Source organism: Streptococcus suis (assembly GCF_016775005.1).
GTDB classification, from domain to species: Bacteria; Bacillota; Bacilli; order Lactobacillales; family Streptococcaceae; genus Streptococcus; species Streptococcus suivaginalis.
Genome location: NZ_JAEUXI010000002.1, coordinates 290,583 through 304,241, shown reverse-complemented (window position 1 = coordinate 304,241; position 13,659 = coordinate 290,583). Strand labels below are relative to the sequence as shown.

The window sequence follows — 13,659 nt, the reverse complement described above, 5'->3', positions numbered from 1 at the left end:
TCGTTTTAAAGTTGTAAGACTTGTATACTGTCTCAGGAAGGATAGATCCTAGGCCAGGTATTTTGCGGATAAAATAAAACAGGCCATTGACATTGCGGTATAGTTTGAATTTCTCCTGGTTCCAATAGTAGCGTAGTAGTGTATCCATAAGCTCCTCCTAATCTACTGTCAGTAAGGAAACTACTTCCTGTTCAAAGTCAGGGTCGTGGAGTTTGTCGCTTGGAACTGCCTGCAATTCTTGGTGATGGAGCAAAACAATCTCGTCACAGAGATCCTGAGCCAGCTGCAAAATGTGGGTAGAAAAGATAATGACGGAATCCTTCTTAGCCTCCCGAATTAGTTGTTTGAACTCGTGGGCAGCCACAGGGTCAAATGAAGTCAGGGGCTCATCCAAGAGAAGGACAGGTGGCTGGACAATCAAAGACAGAAGCAACTGGACCTTGTTCTGCATACCGTGGGAAAAATCCTTGAGCAGACGGTGCTGGTCTTCTTCTCCGATGCCGACCAAGTTTAGCCATTCTTCTGGACTGCGAGGAGATTTGAGTTTATCCTTGTGAATGTCCATATAGAAACGGACAAACTCATAGGCCGTCATAAAAGCAGGTAATTGTGGATAGGTCTGGGTAAAACCGATGTCCGTATTATCGTAGTCAAATGTTTCTTCGCCTTTTACAAACTGAATCGAGCCACTATCCAAGGTCAGATTACGGGCAATGCAGTTAAACAAGGTTGTCTTACCAGCCCCGTTGCGTCCTAGCAAGCCGTAAATCTTGCCTTGTTCAAATTGAAAACTGGCATCCTCCAGAATAATCTTGTGATCAAATTTTTTAGAAATAGAAGAAAGTTTCAGTTGCATAGCCAATCTCCTTTTGTTATATTGTTATGGAATTATCATACAATAATAAACAAAAAAATTCAAGCAAAATTTTGCTTGAACTTGATGTAAAAACTAGTAATGCAAACTTCCTGCCACCCAGCCAGTTGCTAGACAGTAGGTAATGTTAAAGCCACCTGTATGGGCGTTGATGTCCAAGACCTCTCCTGCAAAGTGGAGGCCAGGAATTTTCTTACTTTCCAAGGTTTTTGGATTGATTTCCTTGAGGTCAACGCCACCCTTGGTCACAAAGGATTTGGCTAGGGACATCTTTCCTGTAATCTTGATGGGTAAAGCTTTGAGGAGGGTGACCAGGTCAGCCAGGTCCTTTTGAGAAACTTGCTTGACCTTGCTATCGTAGTTTTCAGCGAAAAAGTCTGCTAGGCGGTCTGGCATGAGTTCTCTGAGGGCATTCTTGACGGATTTTTCCCTGTTGGCTTCTAAATGTTCAAACAAATCTTGTTCAGAATGGGTCGGCAGAGCATCGAGAAATGCGGTTTCGCTGCCTTTAACAAAACTAGACAGCCGAAGGGCAGCGGGTCCCGACAGGCCAAAGTGGGTAAAGAGCAGGTCGTGGGTGATGACGTGCTTGCCGTAGGTCAGGGTGACGTCGTCTAGGGAAATGCCTTGCAGCTTCTTGTGGGGGAAGTCGGTCAGAACGGGGCTTTCTGCAGCCTCAATCTCCGTGACTTCCAGCTTGAAGTGGCGGGCAATGTCGTGGCCAAAGCCAGTCGAGCCAGTGGAAGGATAGGTCTTGCCGCCGGTGGTGACAATCAGCTGGGGAGCTGTAAAAGTCTCCTCGCTGGTCTTGACATGGAAGAGGTCGTCAATCTTGCGGACGGAAACCACCTCAGTTCCTGTGCGGATGTCCACGCCATTTTCCAGCATCTTCATTTCCAGGCACTTGATAATGGTCTGGGAACGGTCGGTGGTCGGAAAGACACGGCCGTGGTCCTCCACTTTGAGCTTGACCCCGTTTTCCTGAAAGAAATTCATGATGTCATGGTTGTCAAACTGAGAAAAGACGCTGTATAGAAAGCGGCCATTTCCAGGAATGCCAGCCAGCAGGTCTTCCAAGGTGCCGTTGTTGGTCACATTGCAACGTCCGCCACCTGTACCAGACAGTTTCTTGCCCAAACGCTTGTTTTTTTCGAGGAGCAGGGTCTTCTTGCCGTAAAAACTGGAAGAAATAGCGGCCATCATGCCGGCTGGCCCTGCTCCGATAATAATGGTATCTACTGTATTCATAGCTTTATTGTAACACAAATTCAGGAAAGTTTTTCAAAATGAAGGCTTCTCCTTGACTTTGTCCACCTTTCCTGTTAGAGTAGGCAGGTAGATTAGTTTTTGAGTTTTGTTTGTGTTTCACCTGCTTTACCCTTTCTAGTTTTACAAATCTAGAGAAAGGAAGTAGTGACATGGCACAAGGAACAGTAAAATGGTTCAACGCTGAGAAGGGCTTCGGCTTCATCGCTCAGGAAAATGGATCAGATGTATTTGCACATTTTTCAGAAATCCAAAGCAATGGTTTTAAAAGCTTGGATGAAGGTCAAAAAGTGACCTTTGATGTGACGGAAGGTCAACGTGGACCTCAGGCGACCAACATCGTCAAACAGTAAAAAATTGCCCTCCTTTGGAGGGCCTTTTCCTTATTAGTTTTGGTAAATTTGACAGCAAACTCCTCTTGTGGTAATATTTTAATGATACAGACAAATGAGAAAATGAACATATAATTGAGGAAATTATGGGAATTGAGAAAACGGTCAGCGAATTAGCTGAGATCTTAGGAGTTAGCCGACAGGCCATGAATAACCGTGTGAAATCTTTGCCAGAGGAATACGTGGAAAAAAATGACAAGGGTGTCACAGTTGTCAATCGCGCTGGTTTGGTGAAACTTGAAGAAATCTACAAGACAACGATTTTTGAAGATGAGCCAGTCAGTGACGAAGTCCGCCAACGCGAGATTTTAGAGATTCGGATTGATGAAAAAAATGATGAAATCATCCGACTCTACGATCAAATCTTGGCCAAGGACAAGCAGATTGCAGAAAAAGATGAGCAGTTGCGAATTAAGGACGTCCAAATTGCAGAGAAAGACAAGCAATTAGACCAGCAACAGCAACTCACCTTGAAAGCTATGGCGGACAAGGACGTATTAAAATTAGAATTGGAAGAAGCCAAGGCCCACGTAGAAGAAGTCAAAGCGAAAGGCTTTTTCGCAAGATTGTTTGGTAAATAAAAAGGTCCGGGGGACCTTTTTATCATGAGCTTGAAGTTTAGAAAGCGAATTAAGGTCCGGTGGACCTTTTTATCATGAGCTTGAAGTTTAGAAAGCGAATCAGGTCCGGTGGACCTTTTTATCATGAGCTTGAAATTTAGAAAGCGAATTAAGGTCCGGGGGACCTTTTTATCATGAGCTTGAAATTTAGAAAGCGAATTAAGGTCCGGGGGACCTTTTTATCATGAGCTTGAAGTTTAGAAAGCGAATCAGGTCTGGGGGAGTGAAACAGTCTGGGGCTAGACTGTTTCAGCCCGAGCCCAGAAACCGGAAAGCGAGGTTCAGTCTGGGGATAGACTGTTTCAGCCCGAGCTCAGAAACCGGAGAGCGAGGTTCAGTCTGGAGCTAGACTGTTTCAGCCTGAGGCTGGAAATGCGAAAAAAATCAAGTTCCAAATTAGGAACTTGATTTTTTCTTTTGTTCTAGCCATTCCTCTCGTATGATCCCATATTTGACGGAATCGTAGTAGTGACCTTGCCAATAGCGGACTTTTCGAATCTGGGCTTCCTTGGTCATGCCTAGCTTCTCAGCGGCACGCATCATGCCAGGATTGCCGGACCAGGTTGTGAGACCAATGTGTTCTAAATCGGGAAATTGGTCAAAAATCATGTTGAGCCAAATTTTGAGGGCAGTTGTCCCATACCCTTTTCCCCAGATACTGTCGTCATGGATTTCGATCCCGACTTCTAGCCAGCGTGTTGGCTGGCATTCCCAGTAATAGCTTACAAAGCCAATCGGCTGGTCATCCAGGAGAATGGCTCTAACGGCCTCTTTTTGTAACCACTGGTAGAGTGGGGCTGCTTGAAAGTCTTCAAAGCGAGCATAAGCATGGTAGTCATCAAAATAGGGAGCTGCAAATTCCTTCCAGCGTGGAGCAGCTTGGCGATAGCCGATTTCCCACAAGCGATGGAGTCGATCAGTTGTAAATGGCTGTAGAGTGATAGTTGGCATCTTGTACTTTCCTCACAAGAAAAGAGTGACTAGTAGTATTCTCCTTGGCGGTAATCCCAAGAGTTGAAATGATCAGAAAGATTCATCATAATTTTATCGATGTCCAATCCCTTGCGAATCACGACTGGACAAGGACTGATAGAGCGGCTGGCAGGACCTTGTTCTGGAATAAGTTTACCATCCTTATCAACCATGGACACCATAACCCCTTGCTCATAGCGAGTTTCAATCGTTTTATCAGGTTGAATTGAAGCGACATAGTCATCCGCCTCAATCACCAAGTCAACCTTAGAAGCGATGCGCTCGCCAATTCCTTCTACCTTGCCACGATTTCCCTTACCAGATGGGTTAGCAGAAGAAGCATAGACCATACGTCCCTCTTTTTCCCACATTTCCTTGGCGATTTGCTCACCAGCTACACCAAACTTGATGACAAAGCAAGAGGTTTTGCGAGTATCGGTCATCAATTCCTCACGCCCATCTCCATAGGCTTGGAGCTTTTCGTAGGCTTCTGGCTTCCATGGAAGGATACAGCCCAGCAGGATATCCTGATCCCAGTGGGTTTGGTAGAAAGCATCAATCTCAGGGGTCAACTGGGCCAATTCACGCAACTCTTCCATACTACCACAGAGAACGACACCTGGTTTATTGCGCTTGCGCTCTTTTGCGTCAAACTTGCGTTCCAAACCGGCCTTATCTGCGGTCATGATGATGTAGCCTACCTTAGTCGGGCAAACGATAACGCCGCCTTCCCCTTTGATAATATCAAGGCCTTCTTGTGAAAGTTGGCCATCCCAATGAATTTGTTTTGTCATAAATTGGCTCCTTTTAAATTGTCAGATAATTCAATTATATCAGAATTTTGCAAAAAAACAAGTTGTTTCACAAAGAAGGTCTTGCAAAAGAATTTGAATTGTGGGAAACTAGATTCATGAAACGAATAAGACGAGAATTTCAGAAAATTTATTACAATCTAGACAAGATCCTCCTCCTCTTTGCCTCCTCTTTTGCCTTTATGGAATTTATATGGATTCCCTTAAATTCTTGGTTGGCAGAAGCGCTTCTGAGTTTGACGGGTCACGCCTATCTATCACCGACCAATGCTCTGGCAGTTTTTTCAGAAAATGGCTTTGTAACTCTCTTGTTCCTCCTCTTGTTTGTCGCCAATATCTTCGTGGCTTACTTGGAGCTGGCCCTTTTGTTTACAGGAGTCTGGCAGTTACTGGATCAAAATGTGAAGCACCTACCTGATTATCTGCGGGATGTGAGCAGGAGTATGTTGGCGATTTTGCGACATATCAGCCTTCCAAAATTGATTTTCCTGCTCTTTTATGCCGTCATATTATTGCCTTTTTTGAGGCGGCTTCTGAATATCTATTATTTTAACAAGCTGGTCATTCCTGAGTTTGTCGTCGATTACTTGACCAATATCTTGCTGGTCAGCCTCTTCTTTTTGTTAGCCCTCCTGGTCTTCTTTTGGCTGGCATCTAGACTGATGTATGCCATTCCCAAGGTTTACTTTGAGCACCGAAGTGTGAAAGAGTCCATTCGCTATTCTTGGGACAAGACAAGTGGTCGGAATCAGGTGGGGCATTTCTTTTCCTTGATCGGCATTATCTTACAATCGACCTTGCTCTTTTTCTTGAGTGGTCTTTGTTTCTATACTGTTCAGGTCTTGGTGGAACGATTTGTTCCGATCTTGGCCTATCCGATGGTCATAGTCCATTATGTCTTGCTACGGTTGGCTTTTTACAGTGCCATTGCCTTGTTTATGACCAAGTTTGTGACCTTGGTGACAGGCAAACATTTACCAAGCTATCGTCGTAAGCGCCTACGTCACCGACTTCGACTGGCTATTGTTGCAACAGCGAGTCTTTATTATGGGGTTCAAGGGGCGGTGACTTTTTATTATCCGTTGGAAACCTTGCCTATCACGATTTCCCACAGGGGTGTTGACAATGCGAACGGAGTGCAAAATACCCTAGATTCCTTGGAAAAGACTGCCCAACTATCACCTGATTTTGTTGAGATGGATATTCAGGAAACCAAGGACCTTGAGTTTGTCGTTATGCACGATACAGACCTTCAGGCCCTCACAGGCAATCCAGGCGGGACCCATGATTACACTCTAGAAGAATTGACTAAGATGACAGCTTCAGAAAACGGCATGTCCAGTCCGGTTCCTTCTTTCGATGCTTACTTGGACAAGGCAGATCAGCTGGGGCAGAAACTGCTGGTAGAAATCAAGGTAACAGACCAAGATTCCCCTGATTTGACTAAAACTTTCCTAGAAAAATACGGGCAACGCCTACTAGACAAGGGGCACCAGATTCAGTCGCTGGATTACCAAACCATTATCGAGGTAAAGGAATACGATGAAGCCCTTGTTTCTTTCTTTATCTTGCCCTTTAACTCGATTTATCCACAGACCCTTGCGGATGGTTATACTATGGAATATTCTTCTTTGGACCAAAACTTTATGGTCAAGTCCTGGCTATATGGAAAATCTGTCTATGCCTGGACCCCTAACGATGAAGAAACCATGACTCAAATGATTTTGTTGCAAGTGGATGGGATTATCACCGACCAGCTGGCTGTAATGCAAGACTTGATGAAGAACTTTCAGGAGAATACTTCTTATAGTGACCTTTTCCTGATCCAATTCCAAAAACTCCTCTACCAATTTGAAGGGTAACAAGAAAAAAACGGACATCTGTCCGTTTTTTTCTTGTTGTTTAGAATGGTAATTTTCCTGCAAAGGCACCGAGAGTTTTTTTGGTTGCTTGGTCTGCCAAGTCTAAGGCTTGATTGACAGCTTGGACAGTCATATCCTGCAAGGTTTCGAGGTCCTCAGGGTCCACGACCTCTGGTTTAAAGCTGACAGCTACCAATTTTTTATCCCCTGTAACCGTAGCAGAAACGAGTTCTTGGGCAGAGTGACCTGTGAATTCCATGGCAGCCAATTCCGCCTGGCTCTTTTCCATTTGTTTCTGCAGTTTTTGTGCCTGTTTCATCATTTGTTGCATGTTCATCATTTTCTTGTCCTCCTAAATGCTAATACTGTATTATACCATTTTTCCTGTCAGGGGGAAATAGACGCTTTTTGCATACAATATATCAACCTATTTTCTATTGACCTTTACTGGTGGGCGTAGTATAATAAAAGAAAAACTGGTTATAACCAGCAAAGGAGGAGCTATGTTTCGTTTAGCTAAAGAAGAATTGGAGAGACTGGGCGCTAGCATTACAGTGCCAGAAATTTTCCAACAACCTGGTTTATGGAAGGAGGCGCATGAACTGTATCAAGGGCAACTAGAGGCTATTGAGCGTTTTATCGGTGCAATCAAAGAACGTCATGATTTTGTCCATGTTATTTTTGCAGGTGCAGGGACATCTGATTTTGTTGGTCAGTCCATTGCCAACTACTTAAACCAAGTCAATGATTTGAAATCGATTCGTTTCACAACAGTTGGGACAGTTGAATTGGTGAGCAGACCCTATGACTACTTGCAAGCTGACCTTCCAACGATTTTGGTTTCTTTTGCGCGCAGCGGAAATTCACCTGAAAGTGTGGCGGCAGTAGAAGTTGCCAAACAAATCGTTGATAAACTTTATCAAGTGACTATTACCTGTGCTCCAGAGGGCAAATTGGCGCAGGCAGCTGCAGGTGATGAAGAAAATCTCTTGCTCTTGCAACCTGCGGGTTCAAACGATAAGGGCTTTGCAATGACAGGTTCATACTCCTGCATGGCCCTAACTGCTCTACTTGTCTTCTCGCCAGCTAGCCAAGAAGAGAAAGCTGCTTGGGTGGAGACGATTGTTAGCCTGGGACAAGATGTCTTGGACCGTGAAGACTATGTTGAAGAATTGGTCGGTCAAGACTTTGAACGAGTTATTTATCTTGGTGCCGGTGGTTTCTACGGTGTGGCGCATGAAGCTCAGCTGAAGATTTTGGAGTTGACAGCTGGTAAGATTGCCACCATGTATGAATCACCACTTGGCTTCCGTCATGGACCAAAGTCTCTTATTAATGAAAAAACGGTTGTCATCGTGTTCACATCCAACGATCCATACACCCGTCAATACGATGTTGATTTGATCAATGAGGTGTACGGTGATGGCATTGTTACGCGTATCGTGGCTCTATCTGCGAGCCCATTGGAAGGTACAGAAGCAGCTAACTTTGTCTTGGCTTCTGGCGGAGAAAATCTACCAGATGTCTTCTTGACTTTCCCATATATCCTTTTTGCCCAAACTTTCTCCGTGATGGCAGCTCTCAAGTGTAAAAACTTGCCAGATACACCATCACCAACTGGCACGGTTAACCGTGTCGTACAGGGAGTTATCATCCACCCACTACCATAAGCGTGCCAAAAGAGCTTCCTCTCGCGGAAGCTCTTTTTTAATATGGCAAATGAAGGCTAGACTGGTCCAATTCAAGAGAAATGGTCCAGTCGCTATTGTCCCGAACAGTACACTCAAAGTCGGTAGTGTAGAGAATCAACTCCAAGACATCGCCTTTTTTCAGCTGATAAATGGTCGGCTGCAGTTTCCAGCTCAGGTCCATCCATTGGTCTGGCACCACTTCCTCGACAGTCATCAGGTCGGTGCGGTTTTGTAAGTTCATAAAGCCCTTGGTTACCAAGCGTTGCGGCATCTCCACATAAGGTAATTCCAGCAGATTTTCTTGGACATGGTAACGACCGTTGTCCAAGCTCAATCTTGTTTTCGGTGTTGGTATTGGAGCTAGGCGTCTTTTATTTCCCTTGTCCAATAGCTGAGCAGATAAGAGGCCTTTGGCTACACTAGAAGCTACACGTAGTTTCAACGTGACCTGTCCGTTGAGCAGGAGGTCCTCCGTTACAGGCAGTTCGATGCTGACTTGGTTGGCCTTGCCTGCATAGAGGTCTTGGTGGAAAGCTGGGTAGGATTTGCCGTAGCGGTCAAAATCTTCTTGGGCATATTGATTGGAAATGGTCTGGCTTCCAGTACCTAGTGGCAAGACAGCCTCGTTTTCACCGCCAAAGGTGTCCAAGGTCGTCCAAGTCTGCTCACCGCTGTTGTCCTGCCAGATAACCGTTGGCAGTTGGTAGTTATTCTCGTAGCCCAGCAGTTTTTGGCTGAGCAGGGCGTTCATGGACTCACGGAAGTCGATAGACTGCCAGTTGTTCATATAAACATGGGCCCCGTTGTGGAAAAAGAGGTGCTTTTTGAGCTGGCTTGGCAGGGCATGAAACATATTCCAGACATGGATTGGCTTGACATTCCAGTCCTGTGAGCCGTGGGTAAAGACGACTTCGCATTTGACCTTGTCTGCGTGGAGCAGATAATTGCGGTCATGCCAGTATTGATTGTAGTCGCCGCTGGTGCGGTCCAGGGCAGCACGTTCTGCCGCCAGTCCTTTTTCGTAGGCTGCTTTATTGCGGAGGAAGTCCCCTGCTTGCAGACTCTTGGAGTAGGTCAGGGCGGTCAAGCTGTCCAAGTCCTCGCCTGGATAGCCGCCAGGGCTAGTCACCAGCCCGTTTTCACGGTAGTAGTCATACCAAGAGGAAATCCCTGCTTCTGCGATGACGACTTCCAATCCGTCCACGCCAGTTGTTGCCAAGGCATTGGACATGGTGCCCAGATAAGACAGTCCCGTCGTCGCCACCTTACCATTGGCCCAATCGGCCTTGACCTCAAGCGAGCGAGTATGGTCTGTGTAGGCCTTGGTGCGACCGTTTAGCCAGTCAATCACCGCTTTATAGCCCTCCACCTGCTGGTAGTCGCCAGATGTCATGTAGCCTGTTGAGCCCAGCGTGCCGACACCAGACACATGGAGGCTGGCAAAGCCGCGAGCGAGGAAGTAGTCATTGAGGGAGTATGAAGTAATGTGCCCCAGTTTTTCAGTAGCAGGGCTGACAGGCAGGTCCCGCTGGTCCAAGTCTAGCTTGGTGATGCTGGACTGCTTGACTTGAATGGTACCAGCAGTTTTCTGTGCTAACTCGCCTTCCATCTTATGCAGGGCCTTATCGCTGGCTACATCGTTCACTCCTTGATGATAGGGACTGTTGGTAATCACCGCAGGGATTTTCCCGTCAAAGTGAGGACGGAGAATGGAAACCTTGACAATGTCAGTCTGTCCAGTCCCCGCCGTATCAACAGGTGTTTCGACATAAACTACCTCACGAATGAGGTCCTTGGTCGAAAAAGTTGCCAAGGATTTGCCGTTGAAGAAATGGTAGCGATTGTCCTCTGGAATCAGGTCGTCGCTGACCAGCTGGTCAATCAAGGTATTTCCAGACTTGGTGCGAGTATTGAGGAGTTGGTAGAGGTTATCGATGACATCCCCATAGACAACGGGGAACTGGCTGGTCTTGCGGAATTCCTCCACATCGGTGTAGTCCACACCAGGCACGAAGCCTAGCAACTGAAATGCCACTTGATAGAAAATCTGGTCTGTCAGCTCACGGTCAGATTGGAAGAAGGTCAAGAGATCTGTCTTCCAATCCGCAATCATGTTGGATAGGGCAAAGTCGGTGTTTGCTGTCAGGAACTGGCACTTTCTGACAAAGGTTTCGAGAGTGACTTTAGGACAAACTTGAGAATCCAGAGTAAAGCCAATCTGGTGGAGTTCCTCAATCATCTGACCCATGGGGCTTGTAATGTAGGAATAGGCATTGAAACGCATACATGTTCCTTTCTTGTATAAATCCTTTACTTTAGAGACCATTGTTGATAGAATGGTCCTTACTTCGTTTTCACGCTACTGTTAGCATAAAGAAAGTAGCGAGGCTTGTCAAGTATCGTTTGTGTGGAAAATTGGAACTTGTTCAAACCTGGGACAGATTTGCCAAAATGAGGTCAAAAAGTTAGAAAAAACGGGAGTTGATTTTTATATATTATTTGTAAAATTCGACATTTTCCATTACAATAGTATGGTATAGTATTGAGGAGTATGAGATGTTACGAGACAAGCATGTAGTCCCTGTTTTGCGTGTTAATAACCGGGCTATCAATCAAGAATTTATCGAGAAAAATTTGGGTTTGAAGACCCTATTAGAAGATGGACCATTTGCTGATTTTTCAAGCCACCAATCAAAAGAATTGGTCTTGAGTTTGATGGAATCACCTAGTGCCCGTACCCGTCAGGTTAAGGGCTTGAAAAAACTGGCTCTTCTAGTGCTGAAAGTAGCACAGGTCGAAGAGATTGAAGCGCTTTTGGCTACTGGTGCCTCTTATTCAACATTGTATAAAGGAAAACGTGGCCTTGCTTTTGAATGCCTATCGCCAGAAGGAGACCGCTTCTTGGTTCATGGTGAAGAGAGCCGTGAGGATTTGGTTGAAATACTGGCTCCCTATCCTTTTGCCTCTAAAGAAAGCTTTGACGGTTTCAGTCAGGCTTTGATAGAGGAGGTTGTACTGCGAACACCAGATCAGGCAGCTAGTCAAGCCTTTTATCAAAAACTGTTGGGAGATCAGGAGCTTGTTCGTTTCGAACAGGCAGAGGGTGATGACTTGCAGACACCAGCTGAGGAAGTTTGGGATTTGGATAGCTTGCGTTTTGCGGTGCGACAGGACTTCGACTGGGATCCCCTAGAAGCAGTCTTGCCAGATGGATATTTCAAGGACAAGCGTGAGCGTTTTATTCAGACAAGGGACCTAGGTGGCATTGAATTGTGGTTCGAAAAATGAGACAAGCGATTTTAGACAAGATTTCAGAGCAGATTGGGCAAGGAGTTTATCCTGGTGCCAGTCTGGCTCTTTTTTCTAAGGGCCAGTGGAAGGAGTACTATCTAGGGACCCAGGATGGCCATACGCCAGTTGAGGCAGGTTTGACCTATGACTTGGCTTCTGTTTCCAAGGTGGTTGGAGTAGGGACTCTTGCGACTTTTCTGGTTAATAGCGGAGCTTTGGAGTTAGATAGGACCTTGCAGTCTTATTATCCAGCTTTTGCGGATAGTGAGGTCACCATTCGGCAATTATTGACCCATACTAGTGGTATCGATCCCTTCATTCCCAATCGGGATAGTCTGGATGCCGACCAGCTCAAGGAAGCAATTTTGAAGATTACCGTAACGGATAAGAAAGATTTCCTCTACACAGACATTAATTTTCTCTTGCTGGGCTTTTTGTTGGAGGAACTGGGTAGAGACAGTCTAGACCAGCTGATTAGTCGAGATGTTCTAGAGCCCTTTGGCATGTCCCAAACCTCCTTTGGACCAGTCAGTCAGGCGGTGCCGACGGTGCGTGGCGTCAAAGCAGGTGTGGTGCATGATCCCAAGGCGCGTGTTTTAGGGCTTCATGCAGGGAGTGCAGGCCTCTTTTCGACCGTCAAAGATTTGGAAATCTTTTTGGAACACTGTCTGACGGCTGACTTTGCGACAAATTTAACGCAGGATTACGGTTTTGATGATAAGCGCAAGCGGTCTCTGGCCTGGGATAAGAAGGGGGACTGGTTGTCGCACACAGGCTATACAGGGACCTTTATCATGTACAATCGTCCTTTGCAGAAAGCTGCGATTTTTCTCTCCAACCGGACCTTTGACAAGGATGAGCGGGCCCAGTGGAAGTTGGATAGAAACCAAGTTATGGCTCTGATTCGTCAGGTCTTGGAGGGAGAAGGACAATGAGATATGTGCTATTGCTGAGAGGGATCAATGTTGGCGGTCGTAATAAGGTTGTGATGGCTGAATTGCGTCAAACGGTGGCAGATTTGGGCTGTGACAATGTTGAAACCTACATCAACAGCGGCAATCTCTTCTTTGATACGGAAAAGGAGCTAGAGGAGATTGTGGCGGACTTTCATGACTTCTTTGCTAGTCACTATCCCTTTGTTGAAGGATTCTCTCTTTTGAGTACTGAGGATTATGCGACAGAAGTAGGGCAGAGCTAGCTGCTTGGTGGGAGGATGACATGGCTCGGAAGGATGTTTTGTTCTATACAGATAGGAGTCAGAAGACTTTGATTGAGGACTGGGTGAGCCAGCTGGACTTGGGAGAGGAGATTATTTACTTTGGGCAGACGGCTCTCTTCTGGGGTAAATATGATGAGCAGTCTTATTTGCAGACGGCCTATCATAAAAAGCTTGCCCATCAGGTTTTCTACAAGAGCTTAACCATCCGCAATCACAAGACCTTTGTCAAATTGGCGGAGTTTTTGGAAAAATGAAGAAGAAAATGAAGGGAAACGACTTGTGACTGTTTTCCTTTTTTATACTCTTCGAAAATCAAAATCAGACCTTGTTGACTTGATTTGATGAGTGGAAAGCTCCAGTGGAGGTTTCCAGCCTGTCACTTGACAATAATAAAGTGACAGAGTTCTATCTGCATAAGTAGAAACGAACTACGTTCGCCTATCTCCAACCTCCAAAGGTTCCCCAAACCTTTGGAGCTAGTTTGATTTTGATTTTCATTGAGTATTACATTTCTGACATCAAATTGTCATCAGTTTTCAATTTGCTTGAGATTTTAGCGTGATAGAGTGGAAGAGAAGTAAAGGAGAGATTCTATGAAACAAAAAATGACCCTCTGCAGTCTTCTCTTGGGAACAGGTTTGATTTCAGGGCTGACTGCTC

Annotated in this window: 12 protein-coding genes and 1 pseudogene; 7 read left to right on the top strand and 6 right to left on the bottom strand. The window is 45.6% G+C overall.

All coding sequences use genetic code 11. From position 1 onward, the window contains the following. Nucleotides 1–157: 157 nt before the first annotated feature. The gene (locus JNG37_RS03515; protein ID WP_158456028.1) at nucleotides 158–856 is read right to left on the bottom strand and encodes an ABC transporter ATP-binding protein; all 699 of its coding nucleotides are present in this window, start codon (nucleotides 854–856) and stop codon (nucleotides 158–160) included. A gap of 93 nt (nucleotides 857–949) precedes the next feature. Beyond that, a complete protein-coding gene (locus JNG37_RS03510; protein ID WP_158456026.1) occupies nucleotides 950–2,122 on the bottom strand; it encodes a BaiN/RdsA family NAD(P)/FAD-dependent oxidoreductase in 1,173 nt (390 codons plus the stop codon). 170 nt (nucleotides 2,123–2,292) lie between these two features. Between JNG37_RS03510 and JNG37_RS03505 the strand changes: the two genes are divergently transcribed. Further along, a complete protein-coding gene (locus JNG37_RS03505) occupies nucleotides 2,293–2,493 on the top strand; it encodes a cold-shock protein (RefSeq protein ID WP_158456024.1) in 201 nt (66 codons plus the stop codon). Nucleotides 2,494–2,618: 125 nt separating this feature from the next. Next, nucleotides 2,619–3,113: a DUF536 domain-containing protein gene (locus JNG37_RS03500; protein ID WP_158456022.1), complete on the top strand. Its 495-nt coding sequence runs from the start codon at nucleotides 2,619–2,621 to the stop codon at nucleotides 3,111–3,113. Between the two features lie 435 nt (nucleotides 3,114–3,548). Here JNG37_RS03500 and JNG37_RS03495 read toward each other — a convergent pair whose 3' ends face one another. Both JNG37_RS03495 and JNG37_RS03490 read right to left on the bottom strand, forming a co-directional pair. After that, complete coding sequence (locus JNG37_RS03495) at nucleotides 3,549–4,103, bottom strand: GNAT family N-acetyltransferase (RefSeq protein WP_158456020.1); 555 nt, start codon at nucleotides 4,101–4,103, stop codon at nucleotides 3,549–3,551. A 29-nt stretch (nucleotides 4,104–4,132) separates the two neighbouring features. Continuing rightward, on the bottom strand, nucleotides 4,133–4,918 hold the full coding sequence (locus tag JNG37_RS03490) for an L-threonylcarbamoyladenylate synthase (RefSeq protein ID WP_158456018.1): 786 nt from the start codon (nucleotides 4,916–4,918) through the stop codon (nucleotides 4,133–4,135). A 116-nt stretch (nucleotides 4,919–5,034) separates the two neighbouring features. Between JNG37_RS03490 and JNG37_RS03485 the strand changes: the two genes are divergently transcribed. Beyond that, a complete protein-coding gene (locus JNG37_RS03485) occupies nucleotides 5,035–6,798 on the top strand; it encodes a glycerophosphodiester phosphodiesterase (RefSeq protein WP_158456016.1) in 1,764 nt (587 codons plus the stop codon). 40 nt (nucleotides 6,799–6,838) lie between these two features. On the opposite strand, the gene JNG37_RS03480 is transcribed toward JNG37_RS03485, so the two are convergent. Further along, nucleotides 6,839–7,138: a YbaB/EbfC family nucleoid-associated protein gene (locus tag JNG37_RS03480; protein WP_158456014.1), complete on the bottom strand. Its 300-nt coding sequence runs from the start codon at nucleotides 7,136–7,138 to the stop codon at nucleotides 6,839–6,841. Nucleotides 7,139–7,301: 163 nt separating this feature from the next. Between JNG37_RS03480 and JNG37_RS03475 the strand changes: the two genes are divergently transcribed. After that, nucleotides 7,302–8,468, top strand: a complete 1,167-nt coding sequence (locus tag JNG37_RS03475) for an SIS domain-containing protein (RefSeq protein WP_158456012.1) — start codon at nucleotides 7,302–7,304, stop codon at nucleotides 8,466–8,468. Nucleotides 8,469–8,505: 37 nt separating this feature from the next. On the opposite strand, the gene JNG37_RS03470 is transcribed toward JNG37_RS03475, so the two are convergent. Next, complete coding sequence (locus JNG37_RS03470) at nucleotides 8,506–10,773, bottom strand: Xaa-Pro dipeptidyl-peptidase (RefSeq protein WP_158456010.1); 2,268 nt, start codon at nucleotides 10,771–10,773, stop codon at nucleotides 8,506–8,508. Between the two features lie 272 nt (nucleotides 10,774–11,045). Between JNG37_RS03470 and JNG37_RS03465 the strand changes: the two genes are divergently transcribed. The 3 genes and pseudogenes from JNG37_RS03465 (at nucleotide 11,046) to JNG37_RS03455 (ending at nucleotide 13,253) form a co-directional block, all read left to right on the top strand. Then, nucleotides 11,046–11,777, top strand: coding sequence for a CppA N-terminal domain-containing protein (locus JNG37_RS03465; protein WP_158456007.1), 732 nt, complete (start codon nucleotides 11,046–11,048; stop codon nucleotides 11,775–11,777). Next, on the top strand, nucleotides 11,774–12,715 hold the full coding sequence (locus tag JNG37_RS03460) for a serine hydrolase domain-containing protein (protein WP_158456096.1): 942 nt from the start codon (nucleotides 11,774–11,776) through the stop codon (nucleotides 12,713–12,715). The genes JNG37_RS03465 and JNG37_RS03460 overlap by 4 nt, the downstream gene beginning before the upstream one ends. Further along, nucleotides 12,712–13,253 (top strand): annotated as a pseudogene (locus tag JNG37_RS03455) (DUF1697 domain-containing protein). Before JNG37_RS03460 ends, JNG37_RS03455 begins: the two are co-directional and overlap by 4 nt. Nucleotides 13,254–13,659: the final 406 nt, after the last annotated feature.

What these genes read in the sequence shown, in the direction of transcription:
- JNG37_RS03490 (WP_158456018.1), bottom strand. Translation starts at nt 4,918, where the DNA reads ATGACAAAACAAATTCATTGGGATGGCCAACTTTCACAAGAAGGCCTT.
- JNG37_RS03510 (WP_158456026.1), bottom strand. Translation starts at nt 2,122, where the DNA reads ATGAATACAGTAGATACCATTATTATCGGAGCAGGGCCAGCCGGCATG.
- JNG37_RS03470 (WP_158456010.1), bottom strand. Translation starts at nt 10,773, where the DNA reads ATGCGTTTCAATGCCTATTCCTACATTACAAGCCCCATGGGTCAGATG.
- JNG37_RS03485 (WP_158456016.1), top strand. Translation starts at nt 5,035, where the DNA reads ATGAAACGAATAAGACGAGAATTTCAGAAAATTTATTACAATCTAGAC.
- JNG37_RS03515 (WP_158456028.1), bottom strand. Translation starts at nt 856, where the DNA reads ATGCAACTGAAACTTTCTTCTATTTCTAAAAAATTTGATCACAAGATT.
- JNG37_RS03495 (WP_158456020.1), bottom strand. Translation starts at nt 4,103, where the DNA reads ATGCCAACTATCACTCTACAGCCATTTACAACTGATCGACTCCATCGC.
- JNG37_RS03465 (WP_158456007.1), top strand. Translation starts at nt 11,046, where the DNA reads ATGTTACGAGACAAGCATGTAGTCCCTGTTTTGCGTGTTAATAACCGG.
- JNG37_RS03475 (WP_158456012.1), top strand. Translation starts at nt 7,302, where the DNA reads ATGTTTCGTTTAGCTAAAGAAGAATTGGAGAGACTGGGCGCTAGCATT.
- JNG37_RS03505 (WP_158456024.1), top strand. Translation starts at nt 2,293, where the DNA reads ATGGCACAAGGAACAGTAAAATGGTTCAACGCTGAGAAGGGCTTCGGC.
- JNG37_RS03460 (WP_158456096.1), top strand. Translation starts at nt 11,774, where the DNA reads ATGAGACAAGCGATTTTAGACAAGATTTCAGAGCAGATTGGGCAAGGA.
- JNG37_RS03480 (WP_158456014.1), bottom strand. Translation starts at nt 7,138, where the DNA reads ATGATGAACATGCAACAAATGATGAAACAGGCACAAAAACTGCAGAAA.
- JNG37_RS03500 (WP_158456022.1), top strand. Translation starts at nt 2,619, where the DNA reads ATGGGAATTGAGAAAACGGTCAGCGAATTAGCTGAGATCTTAGGAGTT.